Below are 19,954 nucleotides of genomic sequence, written 5' to 3' on the forward strand. Positions count from 1 at the left end.
GTGCGTATGAGCGCACGCATGCACCTATCATCTGCGCAGGATGCGCATCCGCGTACCCCCGGCGAGGAGCAGTTCGCCCTCGCCGCCGAAGTTCTGGCCCTCCTCGGCGACCGCACCCGGCTGGCCCTGCTGCACGCTCTCGCCGACGACGAGGCCGACGTCACGACGCTCACGGAGCGGTGCGGCGCCGCCCGCCCGGCGGTCAGCCAGCATCTGGCGCGGCTGCGTCTCGCGGGCCTGGTGAACACCCGCAAGGAGGGCCGCCGGGTGATCTACTCCCTGCGGGACGGCCATCTGCGCCGGGTCGTGGACGAGGCGCTCAACCTCGCCGACCACCGGTTGAGCGGCCGGCCGACGCACGCCTGAGCCCGACCGGTCAGTCCTCCTGCGGCTCCTCTTCGTGGACGTCGCGCTGCTCCAGGGCGTGCGTCGCCGGGCCCTGTACCACCCGGCCGTCCGTGTCGAAGCGCGAGCCGTGGCACGGGCATTCCCAGGCGCGCTCAGCGGAGTTGAAGGCGACCAGGCACCCCATGTGCGTACACCTCGCGGACACGGCGTGCAGGCGCCCGTCCTCGTCGCGGTGGACCGCGCAGCGCTGTCCGCCGTGCCGGACGACGGCGCCGGTGCCGGGCGCGATGTCGGCCAGGGTGTCGGCGTGCGACGGCGGGAGGCGGTCGCCGACGAAGTGCCGGGCCACCTTCGCCTGGTGCCTGAGGAAGGACGGGGCCTCACGGAGTACGGAACGCAGGCGCCGCGGATCGTACAGCCCGGCCCATGGTGGGCGGTCGCCGGTGATCAGCCCGGCCAGCAGCCGGCCGGCCATGATGCCGCCACTCAGCCCCCAGCCGCCGAAGCCGGTCGCCACGTACGCGTGACGTGACAGCGGGGGCAGCGGGCCGACGAGCGGCACGGTGTCGGTGGAGTCGTTGTCCTGCGTGGCCCACCGGTACGTGGGCGTGATGCCCGGGAAGTGCTCCTCGGCCCAGTCGGTGAGGCGTGCAAACCGCTTGTCGGTGTCTCCAGCGCCGGGGGTGAAGTGCTCGCCGGTGACGATCAGCAGCCGTCGGCCGTCCTCGTACGGGGCGGTGCGGACCGAGCGGGTGTCCTCCTCGGGCGTGATGTACATGCCGTCGGGATCCCGGTCCGCGGCGATCGGCGCGGCCACGACGAGTTCACGGCGCGGGGAGAGCCGGGTGAACAGCAGGGCCCGGTCGAAGACCGGATAGTGCGTGGCGATCACGACATGGCCGGCGGTCACCCGCGCCCCGGTCTCGGTCGTCAGTCGGCAGGCGTCGCCCGTTTCGAGGCCGAGGACCCGGGTGCGCTCGTGGACGAGGGCGCCCCGGGCTCGTAGATCTTCGGTGAGGGCGAGGAGGTACTTGCGGGGGTGGAACTGGGCCTGGTGCGCGACACGGACCGCGCCGGCCACGGAGTAGGGGAGGCCGGTCTCGGTCACGAACTCCGCGTCAAGGCCGGCCTCGCGGGCGGCCTCCGCCTCGGCGCGGATCTCGTCGGTCCGGCGCTCGTCCCGGGTGTAGGTGAACGCGCTCCTGCGCTCCCAGTCGCAGTCGATGCGCAGCTCGTCGATGACGGCCGCGGCGTGCTCGATCGCCTCGGTCTGCGAGCGTGCGTACAGATGCGCCGCCTCCGGGCCACGGGTCCGGCGCAGCCGGTCGTAGATCAGCGTGTGCTGGACGGAGAGCTTCGCGGTGGTGTGGCCGGTGACGCCCGCGGCGACGCGGTCGGCCTCCAGGACCGCGACGCCGCGCCCGGCGCGGGCAAGCTCCCAGGCCGTGCTGAGTCCGGCGATGCCCGCGCCGGCCACGGCCACGTCGACGGTCACATCCGTGTCGAGCGGCGGATACGTCTCACCGGGCGCCGTGTCCATCCAGTACGAGCCCCGGATGTCTGCCTTCTCGGTCATGAGCCCCGAGTCCCCCCGAACCGCGGGCCGAAGCGTCCGCCCGGCCCGGGCGCGGACCGCACCGCCGTTTCGAACGCGCGCGCCGGGTACTCGGAGCCATGAGCGGAAGACGTAGGAGGTGCCCTCATGGAACCCGGCACCAGCGCGGACATCGAGTCGGCCGGCGTCGAGCCGGTGATCGCGGAGCGCAGGCCCAAAAACAGTGCGCGCGCTGTTCCTTCAGTTCGCCGTGAAGCCCGCAGGGAACAGTGGGGCGAGCAGGAGCCCGCGGACCTTCAGAGCAACATCATCCTGGGCGAGGACTGATCGCTCCGCGCGGCACGGGTTGGCGAAGGCGGGCTGGTTCAAGGGTTCGGTCGGGGGTACCCAGGCGGCGCAGAACACTCCCCGATCTCTTGGAAGTGCGATGAGCGACAAGAACCCGCTGAAGGCCGCAGTGCACAAGGCAGGCGACGTACTGCGCGAAGACGGCCCGGTGGACGGCGTGCCCGGCAAGCCCGGAGCCCACACGCCGTCGGTCGCCGAACCGACCGAACCCCACGAACCCCTCCCGCCCAAACCCGACCAGAGCGCACCCGAGACGGTCAGCCCTACAGGACGACCGACGGGCGCCGACCCGTCCACCAGCGCCCAGGGTGACGCCTACCTGACGACGGCCCAGGGAGCCCGGCTCTACGACACCGACCATTCGCTGAAGGCCGGTGAGCGCGGGCCGGTGCTGCTGCAGGACCACCATCTGCGGGAGAAGATCACCCACTTCGACCACGAGCGCATCCCCGAGCGGGTCGTGCACGCGCGCGGTGCCGCCGCGCACGGCGTCTTCCGGAGCTATGGCACCGCCGCGAAGGTCACCAAGGCGGCCTTCCTCACCGGCGAGGCCGAGACCCCGGTGTTCGTACGGTTCTCCACAGTGCTCGGCTCGCGCGGCTCCTCGGACACGGTGCGTGACACGCGGGGCTTCGCGACGAAGTTCTACACCGGCGAGGGCACCTTCGATCTGGTCGGGAACAACATCCCGGTCTTCTTCATCCAGGACGCGGTCAAGTTCCCGGACATCATCCACGCCGGGAAGCCGCACCCCGACCGTGAGATCCCCCAGGCGCAGAGCGCCCACGACACGTTCTGGGACTTCGTCACGTTGCACACCGAGGCCACCCATCACACGCTGTGGGCCATGTCCGACCGGGCCATCCCGCGCTCGTTCCGCATGATGGAGGGCTTCGGCGTGCACACCTTCCGGCTGGTCAACGCCGAGGGCGCCACCACGCTGGTGAAGTTCCACTGGAAGCCGAAGCTCGGCGTGCACTCCCTGGTGTGGGAGGAGGCGCAGCTCATCAACGGCATCGACCCGGACTTCCACCGGCGCGACCTCGCCGACGCCATCGAGGCCGGCGCCTGCCCGCAGTGGGAGCTGGGCATCCAGACCTTCCCGGACAACGCCGAGCAGACCTTCGAGGGCATCGACCTGCTCGACCCGACGAAGATCGTCCCGGAGGAGCTGGCACCCGTACAGCCTGTGGGCCTGCTGACGCTGAACGCCAACCCGTCGAACTTCTTCGCCGAGACCGAGCAGGTCGCCTTCCACCCCGGCCACCTCGTGCCCGGCATCGACATCACCGACGACCCGCTGCTGGCCGGCCGGCTCTTCTCCTACCTGGACACCCAGATCTCCCGCCTGGGCGGGCCGAACTTCGCGCAGCTCCCCGTCAACCGCACCCACGCCCCGGTCAACGACATGCACCGGGACGGCATGCACCAGACGGCCGTGCATACGGGAACAGCGCCCTACCGGCCCAACTCCCTGGACGGAGGCTGCCCGTTCCTCGCGGGCGCCGACACCGGCGCGTACATCGAGACGCCCGTGGAGGTGCCGGCCGGCCGGAAGCAACGCGAGGCCCCGGCCTCCTTCTCGGACCACTTCAGCCAGCCCCGGCTCTTCTGGCGCAGCATGTCCCCGGTGGAGCGCGAGCACATCATCGCGGCGTACACCTTCGAGCTGGGCAAGTGCTACGAGCAGGCCGTCAAGGAGCGAGGGCTCCAGGTGCTCGCCAACATCGACCCCGAACTGTGCGGGCAGGTCGCCACCGGTCTCGGCCTGCCCGCACCCGAGGCCACCGTTTCCCTGACGGCCGTCGACCCCAGCCCCGCCCTCTCACAGCTGGGCCACACCTGGCCGCTGGACGGGCGCGTCATCGGCATCGTCACCGACGAACGCGGCGACCTCGACGGCGTACGCACCGTGCGCCGGGCGGTCCTGGATGCGGGCATGGTCCCGCTGGTGATCGCCCCGGCCGGCGGAAAGCTCGACGCGGAGGGCGAGCCCGTCCAGGTGCAGCGCACCTTCGCCACGGCCCGGTCGGTGGAGTACGACGCCGTCCTGCTGGCGGGCGCTCCGGGCCCCGGGAGCGACGCCTACGGAGCGCGGGACGCCAAGGCGGGAGATGCTGGTACGGAGGCAGCCACGGATCCGCGGGTGCTTCTGATGCTGTCGGAGGCCTACCGGCACGGGAAGGCCATCGGCGGCTGGGCGGGTGCCGAAACCGCCCTGGACGCCGCGGGCGTCCCGGCCGGTGCGCCGGGCGTCGTGACTGCGAACAGCGGCACGAGCGCCCTGGAACAGATCACCCGGCTGCTGGGCGAGCACCGCGTCTGGGAGCGATTCGGCACCGGCGGCTGAGCACACCGGTCAGGAAGCCAGGACGGAACGGCCATGAACCGCGACACCACAGTTCAAGACGATGTCATCTCCAGTCAGTCGGTGTTCGGCGCCCCGTGCTGGGTCAGCTTGACGGCACGCGACGAAGCCGCCGCGGAGGACTACTACCACGCGGTGTTCGGCTGGAAGTTCCGGTCGGTCCCGCTGGGCGACCGGTTCCGGATCGCGTACGCCAACGATGTGCCGGTCGCGGGCATCGCGGCCGTGGCCTCGATGTGGCAGATGGCCGTCGCCTGGACTCCCTACTTCGCCGTTTCCAGCGCCGACGAGGCAGTGGCCCGGGGGCAGGAACGTGGCGGCACGACAGCGGTCGGCCCGATCGCGTTCCCGCCGGGCCGGGCCGCTCTCCTCGCGGACCGCGACGGAGCGGTCTTCGGCATCTGGGAGGGCCGGCTCATCTCCGGCTGGGAGTCCTGGCGCCGGGCCGCCCCCGCCTTCGTACGACTGCACACCCGCGACGCCTTCGACGCCGCCATGTTCTACGGCGAGGTCCTCGAGTGGGCCTCCCCGCGACCCGGCTGCTGCGAGGTCCACTACGAGGCGGACGAGGTCGTCCTGCGCAGCGAGGGCGAGATCGTGGCCAGGATCCACTCCGGCGCCGTGGAGGCGGCGCCGGATCCCACGATCCGGCCGCACTGGCAGATCCACTTCGCGGTCCCCGACGTCGAGGCCTGCGTCGGCGCCGCGCGAGCCCACGGCGGCACCGTCGTCCGGGTCGGCACATCGCACACGGAGACGCCCCCGACGGAGGCGGTGCTCCGGGATCCCGACGGGGCGCAGTTCACTGTGACGTCGCGCAAGAACCGCTGAGGACCAGCCTGCGGTCGCGGGACTCAGCCGAGCTGCGGGATCTCGATGGCCGGGCAGCGGTCCATGACCATGTCGAGGCCCGCCGCGCGAGTCCGTTCGTACGCCGCCTCGTCGATGACGCCCAGCTGGAACCAGACGGCCTGGGCGCCGATGGCGGCGGCGTCGTCGGCGACGGGACCGGCCAGGTCACTGTTGACGAACACATCGACGACGTCCACGTCGAAGGGGATCTCCGACAGCGACGCGTACCCCTTCTCCCCATGGACCGTCTCGGCCTTCGGATGCACCGGGACGATGCGCTTGCCATAGCGCTTGAGGACGGCGGCGACTCCGTAGGCCGCCCGGCGCTCGTTCGTCGACAGTCCGACGATCGCCCAGGTATCACCGAGCTCGGTGAGGATCTTGCGGACCGTTGCTGAGTCGCCGTACATGCTCGGCCTCCTTGGGGCTTCGTGCGGTGCCTGCTCTGGCAGGCAACAGCGGGCGGGGAGCGGTGATTCCCCGCGTTCGGTGAGCCAGGGTCCGGTCGACCCATAGGAGGAACCCTGCTTCGCACATGTGTAGATGTGCGGACTGTCCGGTTCCGTGGAACGATGGCGAGACGCCGGGAGTCTTATGAGTTGAGTGCGATTCACGCACAACTCATCTCACGCACAACTCACGGGGAATACGGGGGTATTCGCATGAGTGATCGTCGTTTTGCCGCGCGCGAAGCGCGGATCCGGGCGGCTGAGGCGGAGTTCCAGCGCCATGTGCCGGTGCACGCCGCCAACGGGGCGGAGACGGACCACGCCTTCGTCGCCAACTACTCCAAGGCATTACCGCACAACAAGTTCGGAGAGGTCGACCCGGCCGCGTACCACCTGCTGCGCAGGGCGCTGGCCACGGGCAGTTACGAGGACTTCGAGCGGATCCCGCTCGGGGGCACCCGCAAGCTGACCAACCCGCAGGCCGGCGCCTCCTTCGACCTGCAGGGCCCGGACGCCCAGGCGGTGACCGTGCCGCCCGCACCGCGCATCGACAGCGCGCAGAACTCCGCCGAGGCGGTCGAGCTGTACTGGATGGCGCTGTGCCGCGAGGTGCTGTTCACGCGGTTCGGTGACAGCGAGCTGATCGCCGAGGCGGCCGGCGAACTGAGCGGGCTGGCGGACTTCCGGGCGCCCAAGCTCGACGGCCAGGTCACCCCGCAGACCATCTTCCGCGGGGACACCCGGGGCGACCTGGCGGGGCCGTACGTCTCGCAGTTCCTGCTCAAGGACATCCGGTACGGCACGCTGCTGATCCCGCAGCGGCAGGACACCCTGGTCCGCCCGGTCGACCACCTCACCACCTGGGACGACTGGCTGGAGGTGCAGAACGGCTTCGAACCCGAGCCGGACGAGCGGGACTTCACCACCCGCCGGTACATCCAGACCCCGCGTGACCTGGCGCACTACGTGCACTTCGACGCGCTGTACGAGGCCTATCTCAACGCCGCCCTCATCCTGCTCGACACGAAGGCGCCGGTGGACCCGGGCAACCCGTACAACTTCTCCCGCAACCAGGAGGGTTTCGGGACGTACGGCGGCCCGCACATCCTCTCGCTCGTCACCGAGGTGGCCACCCGCGCCCTGAAGGCGGTGTGGTTCCAGAAGTGGTACGTGCACCGTCGGCTGCGGCCGGAGGAGTTCGGCGGCCGGGTTCACCTGCAACTGCGCGGGCAGCGCGAGTACCCGATCGACTCCGGGGTGCTGGACTCCGTAGCCGTCAAGCGGGTCTTCGAGAAGTACGGCAGCTACCTGCTGCCGCAGGCGTTCCCCGAGGGCAGCCCGACGCACCCCGCGTACGGGGCCGGACACGCCACGGTGGCCGGGGCCTGCGTGACCATCCTCAAGGCCTGGTTCGACGAGTCGCACGTCCTGCCCGACCCGGTCGTGCCCACCACCGACGGCACCGCCCTGGAGCCGTACACCGGTCCGGACGCCGGACAGCTCACTGTCGGCGGCGAGCTCAACAAGGTGGCCGCCAACGTCGCCATCGGCCGCAACATGGGCGGCGTGCACTGGCGCTCCGACTACACCGAGTCGGTGCGGCTGGGCGAGGAGATCGCCATAGGTGTCCTGCGCGAGGCCAAGGAGGCCACGCTGGAGGACGCGACCTTCACCCTCAGCCGCTTCGACGGCACCACTCTCGCCATCTGACCGCTCACGAGCGACCGGGTCTGGTGCCCTGGGATCCCTGCTGGGTTCCCTGCGGCACCGGGCCGGTGGCCGTCATGCAGGATCAGCGACTTCGTACGCACTGGTTCCTGCGGAAACGCCGGAATCCGGGCTTGATGCGCACTGGTTGGGTCGCTTGGCCGTGCGCATTCTTCTCCAAGTGGCGTCACGGTCCTGCACGCTCGCGGCGGTGACCAGCACCACCAGCAGCAAGCCCAGGCAGTCCACGGCCGAGTGCCCTTTGCGGCCCGCCACCTTCTTCCCGCCGTCCCGGCCTTGTCCGTCGCTTGTCCGTCGGCACCGACGGTGTCGGCCGCCCGCAGGGACTGCGAGTCGACGATCACGGCCGTCGGCGTGCGACTGCAGGCGTACACTGCTGGGCAAATAGCCTTTTAATTGTTTTAAATTTACAATTCGGGCAGAAGTGTGGCCAGAACCGTCGGATCCGACGTCCGATCTCCCGGGGGGTCCGCAGCGAGTAGGCCGTCGGCAGCCTTGGGAGGGCGCGGGCGGATCACATAGGCGCCAGGAGGAAGATTTCTCGATGACCCGGCCCGATGACCCGCGCACCGCGGCGGCCCGGGTGTTCGCCGAGGGCGGCGCGTTCGGCGAGCTTCTGGCAGGGCTCGACTGGGCGGCGACGCCGCTCGGGCCCACCGTCTCCTGGCCGGGGCCCCTGGTGGACACCCTGCGCCTCATGCTCACCTCTGAGCATGGGATGGCTCTGTACTGGGGGGCTGAATTCACCACGCTGTACAACCTGGGCTCCGTACCCATTGTCGGCGCCAAACACCCCTGGGCGCTCGGCAGGCCTTATAAGGAGGTGTTCCCCGAGGTCTGGGCCCACCCCGTGAGCTCCCACTTCCACTATGTGACCGGCACCCGCAAGCCCCTGCTGGTCCCGGATGAGCTGCTCATCATGGAGCGCCACGGCTTTTTGGAGCAGTGCTACTTCGACTCCGCCTTCCAGCCCGTGCTGCTGGACGACGGCACCGCCGGCGGCGTGCTGCAGATCCTCACCGAGACCACCGGCCGGGTGCTGGGCGAGCGCCGGCTGCGCCTGCTGAGCGAGACCGGCGCGCGCACGGCCGGGCTGCCCACCCCGGGCGAGGTCGCCCGCGTGGTCGCCGAGGTGGCGGGCTCCTACCCCGAGGAGATCCCGTTTCTGGGCCTGTACCTGGCCGCCGAGCCGGGGATGCAGCGGCCGGCGGCCTCCGCCGGGCTCCGGTCGGCGCCCGAGGCCGTCTCGCTGAGTGCGGCCGGCGGGTCGGAGGCGGCGGCCCGGCTGGCTCAGGTGGTCGCCGACGGTATCCCGGCCACGCTGCCGGCCGCCGCGTTCACCGGCGGCAGCACGGCCGGGCAGCACTCCGCGGCCACCCGGATCCCGGTCGAGCAGGCGCTGGCCCTGCCGCTGCACTGCGCGGGCCAGGTGGAGGGCGTGCTGGTGGTGGGCGTCAACCCCTGCTTCCCCCCGGCCGGGGCCTACCACGACTTCCTGGAGGTGCTCGCCTCCGCCGTGGCCGGGGCGCTGTCGGCCGCGCTCGCGCACCAGTCGGCCGCGCTCGCGCACGAAGAGCAGCGCCGGCGGGCGGAGGCGCTGGCCGAGCTGGACCGGGCCAAGACCACTTTCTTCGCCAACGTCAGCCACGAGTTCCGCACCCCGCTCACCCTGCTCCTGGGCCCGCTCCAGCAGGCCCTGGCCGACGAGGACCGGCCCGAGCGGCGCGAGCAGCTTCAGCTGGCCGAGCGCGGCGCCCTGCGCCTGCTGAAGCAGGTCAACACCCTCCTGGACGTCGCCCGGGCCGAGTCCGGGCAGATGCGCCCGGCCCTCGAGCCGGTCGACCTCGCCGGTGCCACGGCCGAGCTGGCCGGGGTGTTCCGCTCCGCCTTCGAGGCGGCCGGGCTGACGCTGGAGGTGGACTGCCCGCCGCTGCCCAGGCCGGTGCCCCTGGACCGGGAGATGTGGGAGAAGATCATCCTCAACCTGCTCAGCAACGCCCTGAAGTTCACCTTCACCGGCGGCGCCCGGGTGCAGATGGCCGCGGCCGGCGAGTGGGCCCGGCTGACCGTGACCGACACCGGCACCGGCATCCCCGCGGACGAGCTGCCGCGCCTGTTCGAGCGCTTCCACCGGGTCCGCGGCGCCCGCTCCCGCTCCCACGAGGGCAGCGGCCTCGGCCTGGTGCTGGTGAAGGACCTGGTGGACCCCCACGACGGCACCGTCGGCGTGGACAGCCGGCCCGGCCAGGGCACCACCGTCACCGTGGACCTCCCCTTCGCCGCCGCCCACCGGCCCCGCCCGGCCCCGCCCGCGGCCGGCGCCGGATCCCCCGGGGAAACAGCTAGGGAAGGCGGAGGCGGCCGGCCCGGCCGCGCCGCGGCCTATGTGGACGAGGCGCTGGGCTGGCTGGCGGCCGACCCCGTCCCCGCCGCGGCCACCTCCGCGGCACGCACCCCGCACGCCCCCGCGACCCACGGTGCCCCCCACGGCCCCGGCCCGCACGAAACCGACCGCCCCCACCGGGCCCGCCTGCTGGTCGTCGACGACAACGCCGACATGCGCGCCTACCTCACCCAGCTCCTGCAGCCCGACTACGAGGTGCTGCTCGCCGCCGACGGCCGGGCCGCCCTGGAGACGGCCCTGGCGCAACCGGTGGAGCTGGTGCTCAGCGACGTGATGATGCCCCGCATGGACGGCTTCGAGCTGGTCCGGGCGCTGCGCGCCGACCCGCGCACCGCCCGCCTGCCCATCGTCTTGCTCACCGCCCGCGCCGGCGAGGAGGAATCCGTGCAGGGCCGGCACGCCGGCGCCGACGACTACCTGGCCAAACCCTTCTCCGCGCGCCAGCTGCTGGCGCGCGTCCGCACCGGGTTGGAACTGTCCCGGCTGCGTGAACAGATCCTGACCGAGACCCGCAACCAGCTGGCCGTGCTGGCCTCCCTGGCCGACGCGGGCCTGCGGCTGTCCGCCACCCTCGACCCGGACCAGATCCTGCAGACCGCCGGCCAGATCCTGCTGCCCGACTTCGCCGACCAGATCAGTATCCACCTCACCGCCGCGGCACCCGCCCCGGCGCAGTCGCCCCCGGCATACATCGCCGGTACCCCCCTTCTTGCCCGCGAGGCCCTGGCCACCGCCGCCACCCACGCGATCAACGGCACCGCCCCAGCCCCAGCCGGCCCGCACCCGGCGCCCGCCGCCGTGCTGGCCCTGCCGCTGCACGCCCACGACCAGACGCTGGGGGCCCTGGTACTGGTCCGGCACACCGGCGGCTACTCCGCGGTCGAACACAAGTATCTGGAGAACCTCGCCCACCGCCTGGCCCTGGCCTACGACAACGCCACCCGGTACCACACCGAGCGCCGCCTCGCCCTGACCCTGCAGCGCGCCCTGCTGCCGCACCGCCTGCCCGCCGTGCCCGGCGTGCGCCTGGCCACCCACTACCGGGCCAGCAACCGCGGCGCCGAGGTCGGCGGCGACTGGTACGACGTGCTCGCCCTGCCCGACGGCGCCGTGGGACTGGCCATCGGCGACGTCATGGGCCACGACGTGGAAGCCGCCACCGTGATGGGCCAACTCCGCTCCGCCCTGCACAGCCTCGCACTGGAGGGCGCCGGCCCGGCCCAGGTGCTGACCAGGCTGGACGCCTACCTGCAGTCGCTCGCCACCGACCGCTTCGCCACCTGCCTGTACGCGGTCTACGACCCCCACCGTCACCGCCTGCGCTACGCCGCCGGCGGGCACCTGCCGCCCCTGCTGATAGCCGCCGACACCGCCTACCTGGAGCTGCCCCCGGAGCTGCCGCTGGGACTGGGCAGCACCCCGGTCGACCGCGAGGTGGCGTTCCCGCCCGGCACCAGCCTGCTGCTGTACACCGACGGCCTGGTGGAGAACCGGGCGCTGTCCCTGGACGCCGGCCTGGCGGCCCTGCGCCAGACCTGCGACGCGCTGCCCGCCGCCGCCCGCCCCGACCCCCAGCAGATCACCGAACGGGCCCTGGAACTGCTGAACACCCCCGACCGGGTCGACGACGACGCCGCCCTGCTCGCCGCCACCGCCGAACCGTCATGTCGAACCGGCGACCCGCAGACTGACGGAAGTGCCGTACAACCGACCGCTATTGCTCGTAGTCATTGCCGGTCGGTCTGAGGAAGCTGCGGATTTGCTGATTCACTGCTGACGAACTGTCTTCATTGCTGAGGGAGTCGCGGATCCTGGACGTCATGTCGAGGGCACTATCGGTCCTGGGAGAGTGCGAGGAGTTCGGCGAAGGTGCCGTCCGCGTGGACGAGTTCCTCGTATCCGCCCTGTTCGGTGATGCGGCCCTGGTCCATCACCACGATGTGGTCGGCGACCTTGGTGTTCTCGAGCCGGTGGGTGACGACGATCGTGATGCGGTCGCCGGCGATGGCCTTGATCTCCTCGAAGATCGCGTGCTCGCCGCGGGGATCCATCTGCGAGGTCGGCTCGTCGAGGATCAACAGGGACGGGCGCCGGTACAGGGCCCGGGAGCAGGCCAGCCGCTGCCACTGTCCTCCGGACAGTTCGGCTCCGCCGAACACCTCGCGGGCGAGGAGCGTATCGAGGCCATGGGGCAGGTCCTCGACGGCTTCGCGCATACCGACCGCGTCGAGCGCCTCCCACACCTCTCCGTCGCCGAAGGTCCGCGGCTGGCCCAGCGTCACGTTTTCCCGCACCCGCAGCGGCCACTGGGCGAAGATCTGCGGGACCAGACCGGTGCGGTTCCAGACCGTGGCCTCGGCGATATGGGCGAGGTCCGAGCCGTTCCAGGTCACGCGGCCCTTGTCCGCGAGGTAGATCCCGGTGATCAGGCGGGTCAGCGTGCTCTTGCCGGAACCGTTCACCCCGACGACGGCGAGAATCTCCCCGCGCCGCAGGGTCAGGGAGACACGGTCGACGGCCGGCTTGTCCTTCCCCGGGTACTGGTACGTGACCTCGTCCAGCCGGATCTCCTCCACGGGCGCGCTCACGGCGAGTTCACCGCGGTCCGGCGCCCGCGCCTCGGCGTCGTCGAGGAAGGCCTGCATATCGCTCAGATACAGGCTGGTGTGGAACACGGCAGCCCCGTTGATGATCACCTGGGACAGCGCCGCCAGCGTCGTCTGGACCGCGACGACAGCCGTCGCGGCGAGGGCGAGCGCGACCCGGCCGGTCACGGCGAGCCAGGCGAGAACCGCCCAGGTGGCGACCAGGAACACCCCGCCGACCACCGATGACACCAAGGCGATCCGCAGCGTCCGGGGAGCGGCGGTCAGCGTGCGCGCGTCGACCCGCTCCGACAGGGACCGGTACCAGTACAGCAGGTAGTCCGTCATCCCGTTGGCGCGGACCTCGTCGGCGTACTTCGGCGTCGTCGACCACCACCGCATCATGCCCCTGACGTTGCGGTCGGCGACGTTGGCGTAGTGGATCTCGTAGTCGACCCGGGCGCTCAGCACCGCGCCGACGCCGGCCGGGAGCACGGCGAGCAGGAGCAGGGGGAGCATCAGGGGGTTGAGGACCGACAGGACGCCGCTTGCCGTGACCATCTTGACCAGGGCCGACATAAAACGCTGGGCGTCGGTGACCATGACGTGGGTACGCATCACTCCCATCTCCGCCGCCTCCTGCCGGTCCGCGAATCCGTCCACGGCATAGGCCGCCGCCTCCACCCGGCAGACCGCCTCGACCAGCGCGGTGTCCGTCACGGTCGTCAGCTTGGGGGTGATACGACGCTCGGCGTACGTGGACACGGCAGCCGAACCGCGCGTGAGCGCGCTGGCACCGGCCACGACAAGGAGGGCAGGCAGAGCCGCGTGCAGCCGGTCGGCGACGGAACCGCCGCCGAGGATGGGGCGCATGGCCCCGGCCATCGCGGCCAGCAGCACCGCGGCGGCCACGCCGGTGACCAGCTGGCAGACCAGCAGGAGGACGACGGCCCGTCGGTCGACGTCCCACGACATCCTGGCAATGCGGCGCAGCACAGAGGGCAGCTGCCCACAGAGCTTGCGGAAGGAGACCTCGCCGAGCGGGTTGATGGAGTACTGGCCCGTGTAGCTGATCTCGGCGGGCGGCGGCGGAGGCGGAGTGACGGCTTGCGTGTCCTTGGTGTCGGCTGAGGTCAACTGGACTCTCCTGCAAGGTCGTTGTGAACGGATCAGCGCGGGCGAACGCCAATGGAGTCAACGACGCGGGAGGTGTATCGAACACACGTGTTTGAGACGGCGTGGATTCCGTACGGGAGCACGGAAAGCGTCAGGTGCGGAGTGCATCCACCCTTGGGGCATGCGGTCGGCCCTGGGCCGGACAATGGCCGAAACGCCGAGGCCGATACGTATGTGCCAGACGGGGTTTTCGCCGAGCACTGAGCGGCGCGCGACCCTGCCCCAGGGCTGAAAAATCGCGGGCGTCGGACGGGCCGTGGGCGGTACGTTCCCCGAATGCATGATGAGGACGGCTACTTCGGGGAGCACGTAGCGGTCGGCTACGACGAGTCGGCTGCGGACATGTTCCGCCCGGAGGCGGTGGATCCGGCGGTCGACCTGCTGGCCGAGCTCGCCGGCGACGGCCGGGCGCTCGAACTCGGCGTCGGCACTGGCCGGATCGCGCTGCCGCTGGCCCGGCGCGGGATCCCGGTGCATGGCATCGACATGTCGCGGGCCATGGTGGCCCGGCTGCGCGCCAAGCCCGGCGGCGACACCGTCGGGGTGACGATCGGCGACTTCGCCACGACGCGGGTGGAGGGCACGTTCGCGGTCGCCTACCTGGTCTTCAACACGATCAACAATCTGACGACGCAGGACGCCCAGGTGGCCTGCTTCCAGAACGCCGCCGCCCATCTGCGGCCCGGTGGCTGCTTTGTCATCGAGGTGGGGGTGCCAGAGCTGCGCCGGCTGCCGCCGGGGCAGAACGCCGTGCCGTTCCGCATCAGCCCCACACAGTGGGCGTTCGACATCTACGACGTCGCCACCCAGGCGATGAGTTCGAACTACGTCACCATCGTCGACGGGCGAGCGAAGCACGAGTACTACCCGTTCCGGTACGTGTGGCCCTCGGAACTGGATCTGATGGCACGGCTCGCCGGACTGCGGCTGCGCGACCGCTGGGAGGACTGGGACCGGACGCCGTTCACCAGCGAGAGCCGCCGGCATGTCTCGGTCTGGGAGAAGACCGCCGACTGACGGCCGGCCTCAGGGGGCGGTGTGCCGCGCCGACAGCCCCCGGCACAGGCACTCGGTGAGGCGGGCGGCGATGCTGCCGTCGGGGTCGAGGCGGGGGTTGAAGATCGTGACGTCGAAGCCGACGGCTCGTTCGCCGGCCAGCGCCGTCCGCAGCACGCTCTCGAGTTCCGACCAGGTCAGTCCGCCGGGGATGCGGTAGTCGACGGCCGGCATCACCGCGTCGTCCAGTACGTCGACGTCGAGATGGACCCAGTACCCGCCGCTCCCGCCCCGGGTCAGCCGTTCGACCGCCTGGCGCGCGGCGGTGTCGGCGCCGAGAGCCCGTACCGCATCGAGGTCGAGCGCGTGCAGCCCCGGCGGCAGCGGCTGCATCCCGGCCGCGGTGGACTCCTCGGTGTCGCGGAAGCCGAGGGCGACGACGTCCTCGTCCCTCAGCAGCGGACCCCGGCCCTCCAGGTCGGTCAGCAAGCTGGGTCCGCGGCCCGTGACCAGGGCGAGTTCCATCGAGGCCACCTCGCCCGTCGGCTCCGCGGACGGCTGGTAGAAGTCGGTGTGGCCGTCGAGGAACAGCAGGCCGTACTGCCCCCGGCGGCGCAGGGCGAGGAGATTGCCGAGCAGGATGCTGCAGTCGCCGCCGAGGACGACGGGGAAGCCGCCCCGGTCCAGTACGCCACCCACGGCGTCGGCCAGCTCGACGGAGTACCGCGCGATGCCGACCGGGTTGAGCACCCCGATGTCGGCGTCCCGCCTCGGGTCGTACGCCGCCGCCTCGACCCGCCCGGCCACCACCGCCCCGAGGCGGTCGAGCAGCCCGGCGTCGCGCAGGGCTTCCGGCAGGTCCTGTACCCCGGACGGCCGCAGTCCGAGCACGGAGGGCGCCTCGATGACCATCAACTCACGCACGCCCGAACCCCTTTGTCCGCCGGCCGGCCTCAGGGCGTCGGCTGTCGAGCACCGCCGCCACAGCACCCATAGTGCCGCATAACGGACACTCTCTCCTGAGCCGCCGCAGCCGGGGGGCGGTTCGGATCGACCGCTCACAGCCGCGTCCGCCACCGCCCCGATACCGAATGACGCACGTCTCCCTGCGCCCGGCCTCCCGCGGGCCTACGCTCACCCCGTGCTCCGTATCACCGACGCCCGAACCGGCGAGCCCGCCGACGCCGCTCCCGCCCGCCGCGGCCTGACCCGCGTCGAGGCCCATGTACCGCGTGCCGACACCACCGGCCTGCGGATACTCCTGGTCGCCGACCTCCTCGTACGCGCCCTGGAACTGAACGGGACGCCCGTCTGGACGGTGCTGACCGCCCCGGAGGGGCACCCGGAACTCCGCGAGCGAGCATCGGCCCTCGGCATCCGGCCGTTCGAGGACCCCCGCGCCGGGGAACCGCCGCTGGGTGAGGCGCAGGTGCTCCATGTTGTCGCCGGTCCCGCCACCCCCGAAGGCGACGACGAGGCGCCGGACGGCGTACGCGTCGAGGTCGCCCCGGTGCACGACGAGGTCGCGGCCGATGACGAGAGCGGTCCGGTTCGTGAGGGCGTTGAGGGGAGCGACCCCTCGGCCCTGCGTCTCGCCCTGCTCGCGCGGCCACGCCGCGATCCCCTCCGGCTCGACGAGGCCGGCCTGGCCGACGCCGAGAAGGTCCTCACGCACTGGCGGGGAGCCGTCGCCACCTGGGCCACGCATCCCTCCAGCCCCATCCCCGATCCCGTACGCCAGCAGCTGCGCGCCGCCTGGGAGGACGACCTGGACGTGCCCGCCGTACTCGACGTACTGCGCCGGGTGGCGACGTCCCAGACCGTTCCGGACGGCGCCCGCTTCGAGACGTACGCCTACGCCGACCGTCTCCTCGGGCTCGAACTCACCCGTGACATCGGCCGCGGGATCCCGTCATGAACGCGCCTGCCGGAGCGCCCCCGCGGCGCCGCCTGATCGTCCTGCGGCACGCCAAGTCGGCCTGGCCGGACGGCGTCGCCGATCACGAGAGACCGCTCGCGCCACGTGGCCGCCGTGACGCCCCGGCCGCCGGCCGTGCTCTCGCCGCCGCCGACTGGCTGCCCGACCTCGCGCTCTGCTCCACCGCCGTACGCGCCCGCCAGACCTGGGAACTGGCCGCGGCCGAATGGGCCACACCTCCTCCCGTACGCCACGATCCGCGGCTGTACGCGGCCGACGTACCCGAGTTGCTGGCAGCGGTGCGCGAAGTGCCCGACGAGGTCAGGACGTTGCTGCTGATCGGGCACAATCCCGGGCTCGAGGAGCTGGTGCTCACCCTGGCCGGGGGCAGTCTCGACGACGCGCTGGACGAGGTCCGGACGAAGTTCCCGACGTCGGCCATCGCGGTCCTCGCCTGGTACGGCGACACCTGGTCCTCCCTCGGCCCCGGCATGGCGCTGCTCACCGACGTGACCGTGCCGCGGGGCAAGAAGCAGCGGGGCAAGAAGGGCTGATCTCCGCACCGGGCGGCGGCCCGACGGGACGCACGCGTGCGGCACCTTCGCGCGGGGCACATACGCTGGCCCGATGCAGGACGAGTACCGCACGGTGGCCCGCGCAGGCGTGCACGAGACCGAAGTCAACCGCTCCCGCTTCCTGTGCGCGCTCGCCCCGGCGGCCACCGAACAGGAGGCCCAGGAGTTCATCGCGGCCGTCCGCAAGGAGCACGCGGACGCCACGCACAACTGCTACGCGTACGTCATCGGCGCCGACGCCTTCGTACAGAAGGCGAGCGACGACGGCGAACCGGGTGGCACGGCCGGCGTCCCGATGCTCCAGATGCTGCTGCGCCGCGACCTGCGGTACGTCGTCGCCGTCGTCACCCGCTACTACGGCGGCGTCAAGCTCGGCGCGGGCGGCCTCATCCGGGCGTACGGGGGAGCGGTGGGCGAGGCCCTCGACACCCTCGGCACGATCACACGTAAACGTTTCCGTCTCGCCACCGTCACCGTCGACCACCAACGGGCCGGCAAGGTGCAGAACGACCTGCGGTCGACGGGGCGTGAGGTACGCGACGTCCGCTACGGAGAGGCCGTCACCATCGAGATCGCCCTCCCGGACGCGGACGTGGAGGCGTTCCGGGCGTGGCTGGCCGATGCCACGGCGGGGACGGCGGGGTTCGAGCTGGGGGGAGAGGCGTATGGGGACGCCTGATGCGGACAGCGCTGAGGTCGCCAGGAGAGGCCGATACGGGAGTAGCCGCCCGTGATGTCCGACCCGGCCGTTAGTCTCGGGGATCATGAGGCTGCTGCACAAATTTTTGGGACGCTGCTTACCATAAGTGTGCTGATTCGGCAAAGGTGCAGGTCAGAGGGCTGTCGTTCCGTCAATGAGGGGCTCGTCGGTGGTGCCGGTGCTGGTTCGGTGCTGACCTGTGGGCACCCCTCGTCATCCCTGGTGACCTGTCCCGTGCTGGTTCCGTGCTGGGTGGGGAGGGCTTCGAGTTTCAGGCGGTGGAGCGAAGTCTGGCAGCCGCCCTGTTCGCAGTCGCCACCATCATTGTTGTAAGCGCACTGCGTGACCGCTGTGAGTGGGGGTACATCCCACGGTGCGCCCCGTCGTAGCCGCAGATTTGGTTGAGCGCGGTTTGGTAGTGGTACCGCGCAGAGGGCGGGGCTGAATGCAAGGCGTGGGCGACTTTATGTCGAACGGGGAAGTGGTGGAGTTCCGCTTCAGTGTATGAATTTCCACCACGTCGCTGACCTAGGGGATGAGATTCCAAAGTGCAAGTGGCCAGCGATAGCGGGTCGGTTCAGCCCGGTGCCGACCGTTCGCTGCCGTCTTCCGTGTCGGCCTCGAAAGCGAGGCCGACACCTATTGATCACCTGGGCTCCGATCGACCTGTTCCCGATGACGCATCATGTGGAGTGCGTCGCGATCCTTGAACCGGTCACAAAGGGCGTCTGACCTGGGGTTTTGTGCGTGCGCATTATGTGCGGTGTGGGCGTTACGGGCGATATCTTGACGCTCGTGACGCTCATTTGACGCTCGTTCTGATGGGGCATCAGGCGGGTTGCGTCGCTGGCCAGACCATGTGATTCGTCGTCCGACGGGGCCATGCCGCCTACGGCTTGGGCGCGGGTTGCTCCCCCGAGCCTCGGACGATCAGCCGGGTGGCAACGGTGATGGTGCGAGCCCGGGAGCGGTCGCCGTCGAGCCGGGCCAGGGCGGTGGCCGCGGCGCTGCGGCCGATTTCTTCGGGGTCCTGGGCGACGACGGTCAGGGCCGGTTCCAGTGCCTCGGCGAGTGATACGTCGTCGAAGGCGACGACGGCGACATCCTTGCGCTTGCTGCGGGCGAGTTCGGCGACGATTCCGAGCGCCATGATGTTGTTTCCGGCGAACAGGGCCGTGGGGGGATCGGCCAGTTCGAGGAGTTGGGAGGTCGCGGCCTCGGCGCCTGGCTGGTCGTGGGCGTTGGCAACGAGCGAGCGGTCGTAGGGGATGTCGGCTTCTTGCAGGGCCGCGCGGTATCCGGCGAGGCGTTCGCGGCGGGTGTAGAGCTTGACGGGCAGGTCGCCGACGAATCCGATGCGGCGGTGCCCGTGGGCGATCAGGTGGGCGACGCCGTCTTGGGCTCCCGAACGGTTGGAGCTGACGATGCTGTCCGTGGACAGGCCGACTCCTGGTCGGTCGAGGAAGACGATGGGCAGCCCCGCCGTACGGTGGGACTTGAGGGGGGAGTGGTCGGCGCCGACGGACGGCACGACGATCAGGATGCTGACGCGCCGGGCGAGGAACTTGGCCGTCAGGGCGCGTTCGCGGTCGGGGTCGTCCGCGGAGGAGCCCATGAGCAGCGTGAGTCCACGTTCTCGGACCGTGTCCTCGATGCCGCGGGCCACGGCTCCGAAGAAGGGGTTGCCGAGGTCGGGGATGACCAGTCCGATGGTGGTGTCCGGACCGCCGACGCGGATGTTGCGTGCCATGAGGTTCGGCTGGAAGCCGAGCTTGGCCATCGCGGCGAGTACCTGTTCCCGCGTCTGCGCCGAGACGGGCCCGTCCTCGTTGAGGACACGCGAGACGGTCTTGGCGCTGACGCCCACTTCTCGGGCGACGTCGGCCAGGGTGGGGCGGCGGTTCGCTGCCATGGAGGAAACGGTCTCCTGTGCTCGTCGGTTCCGGCCGCGG

The 19,954-nt window shown here is 71.1% G+C and carries 15 protein-coding genes and 1 pseudogene; 10 read left to right on the forward strand and 6 right to left on the reverse strand.

Annotation, left to right across the window (positions count from 1 at the left end; translation table 11 throughout):
- The first annotated feature begins 6 nt into the window (after positions 1-6).
- Positions 7-366, forward strand: a complete 360-nt coding sequence (locus ACYVO6_RS13000; protein WP_461060563.1) for an ArsR/SmtB family transcription factor — start codon at positions 7-9, stop codon at positions 364-366.
- Between the two features lie 10 nt (positions 367-376).
- Here the strand turns inward: ACYVO6_RS13000 and ACYVO6_RS13005 are convergent, their stop codons facing one another.
- Positions 377-1,924 (reverse strand): FAD-dependent oxidoreductase, encoded by a 1,548-nt coding sequence (locus ACYVO6_RS13005; RefSeq protein ID WP_461060565.1) that lies wholly within the window; start codon positions 1,922-1,924, stop codon positions 377-379.
- 126 nt (positions 1,925-2,050) lie between these two features.
- On the opposite strand from ACYVO6_RS13005, the gene ACYVO6_RS13010 reads away from it, so the two are divergent.
- The 3 genes from ACYVO6_RS13010 (at position 2,051) to ACYVO6_RS13020 (ending at position 5,450) form a co-directional block, all read left to right on the forward strand.
- On the forward strand, positions 2,051-2,230 hold the full coding sequence (locus ACYVO6_RS13010; protein WP_461060566.1) for a hypothetical protein: 180 nt from the start codon (positions 2,051-2,053) through the stop codon (positions 2,228-2,230).
- A 100-nt stretch (positions 2,231-2,330) separates the two neighbouring features.
- Entirely contained in the window at positions 2,331-4,601 is a 2,271-nt protein-coding gene (locus tag ACYVO6_RS13015) for a catalase (RefSeq protein ID WP_461060567.1), read from the forward strand.
- A 33-nt stretch (positions 4,602-4,634) separates the two neighbouring features.
- On the forward strand, positions 4,635-5,450 hold the full coding sequence (locus tag ACYVO6_RS13020; protein ID WP_461060568.1) for a VOC family protein: 816 nt from the start codon (positions 4,635-4,637) through the stop codon (positions 5,448-5,450).
- A 23-nt stretch (positions 5,451-5,473) separates the two neighbouring features.
- Here ACYVO6_RS13020 and ACYVO6_RS13025 read toward each other — a convergent pair whose 3' ends face one another.
- Complete coding sequence (locus ACYVO6_RS13025) at positions 5,474-5,881, reverse strand: CoA-binding protein (RefSeq protein WP_461060569.1); 408 nt, start codon at positions 5,879-5,881, stop codon at positions 5,474-5,476.
- A 252-nt stretch (positions 5,882-6,133) separates the two neighbouring features.
- Between ACYVO6_RS13025 and ACYVO6_RS13030 the strand changes: the two genes are divergently transcribed.
- Positions 6,134-7,630 carry a vanadium-dependent haloperoxidase gene (locus ACYVO6_RS13030; protein WP_461060570.1) on the forward strand — a complete coding sequence of 499 codons (1,497 nt, stop codon included), beginning with the start codon at positions 6,134-6,136 and terminating at the stop codon, positions 7,628-7,630.
- A 180-nt stretch (positions 7,631-7,810) separates the two neighbouring features.
- Here the strand turns inward: ACYVO6_RS13030 and ACYVO6_RS13035 are convergent.
- Positions 7,811-8,004, reverse strand: a pseudogene (locus ACYVO6_RS13035) (transposase); the annotation flags it as partial.
- Between the two features lie 188 nt (positions 8,005-8,192).
- Between ACYVO6_RS13035 and ACYVO6_RS13040 the strand changes: the two are divergent.
- Positions 8,193-11,798, forward strand: coding sequence for a SpoIIE family protein phosphatase (locus ACYVO6_RS13040; RefSeq protein WP_461060571.1), 3,606 nt, complete (start codon positions 8,193-8,195; stop codon positions 11,796-11,798).
- Positions 11,799-11,884: 86 nt separating this feature from the next.
- Here the strand turns inward: ACYVO6_RS13040 and ACYVO6_RS13045 are convergent, their stop codons facing one another.
- Positions 11,885-13,774 (reverse strand): ATP-binding cassette domain-containing protein, encoded by a 1,890-nt coding sequence (locus ACYVO6_RS13045; RefSeq protein WP_461060572.1) that lies wholly within the window; start codon positions 13,772-13,774, stop codon positions 11,885-11,887.
- Between the two features lie 315 nt (positions 13,775-14,089).
- Between ACYVO6_RS13045 and ACYVO6_RS13050 the strand changes: the two genes are divergently transcribed.
- Positions 14,090-14,830, forward strand: a complete 741-nt coding sequence (locus ACYVO6_RS13050) for a class I SAM-dependent DNA methyltransferase (RefSeq protein ID WP_461060573.1) — start codon at positions 14,090-14,092, stop codon at positions 14,828-14,830.
- A gap of 9 nt (positions 14,831-14,839) precedes the next feature.
- Here the strand turns inward: ACYVO6_RS13050 and ACYVO6_RS13055 are convergent, their stop codons facing one another.
- Positions 14,840-15,733, reverse strand: a complete 894-nt coding sequence (locus tag ACYVO6_RS13055) for an arginase family protein (RefSeq protein ID WP_461060575.1) — start codon at positions 15,731-15,733, stop codon at positions 14,840-14,842.
- A gap of 217 nt (positions 15,734-15,950) precedes the next feature.
- Here ACYVO6_RS13055 and ACYVO6_RS13060 point away from each other — a divergent pair, with 217 nt between their 5' ends.
- The 3 genes from ACYVO6_RS13060 (at position 15,951) to ACYVO6_RS13070 (ending at position 17,981) form a co-directional block, all read left to right on the forward strand.
- Positions 15,951-16,727 carry a hypothetical protein gene (locus tag ACYVO6_RS13060; protein WP_461060577.1) on the forward strand — a complete coding sequence of 259 codons (777 nt, stop codon included), beginning with the start codon at positions 15,951-15,953 and terminating at the stop codon, positions 16,725-16,727.
- The gene (locus ACYVO6_RS13065; protein WP_461060579.1) at positions 16,724-17,281 is read left to right on the forward strand and encodes a SixA phosphatase family protein; all 558 of its coding nucleotides are present in this window, start codon (positions 16,724-16,726) and stop codon (positions 17,279-17,281) included. Before ACYVO6_RS13060 ends, ACYVO6_RS13065 begins: the two co-directional genes overlap by 4 nt.
- Before the next feature lie 73 nt (positions 17,282-17,354).
- Positions 17,355-17,981: a YigZ family protein gene (locus tag ACYVO6_RS13070; RefSeq protein WP_461060581.1), complete on the forward strand. Its 627-nt coding sequence runs from the start codon at positions 17,355-17,357 to the stop codon at positions 17,979-17,981.
- Between the two features lie 910 nt (positions 17,982-18,891).
- On the opposite strand, the gene ACYVO6_RS13075 is transcribed toward ACYVO6_RS13070, so the two are convergent.
- A complete protein-coding gene (locus ACYVO6_RS13075; protein WP_461060583.1) occupies positions 18,892-19,914 on the reverse strand; it encodes a LacI family DNA-binding transcriptional regulator in 1,023 nt (340 codons plus the stop codon).
- Between the last annotated feature and the right edge of the window lie 40 nt (positions 19,915-19,954).

It is taken from the genome of Streptomyces pseudoechinosporeus, from assembly GCF_054783935.1.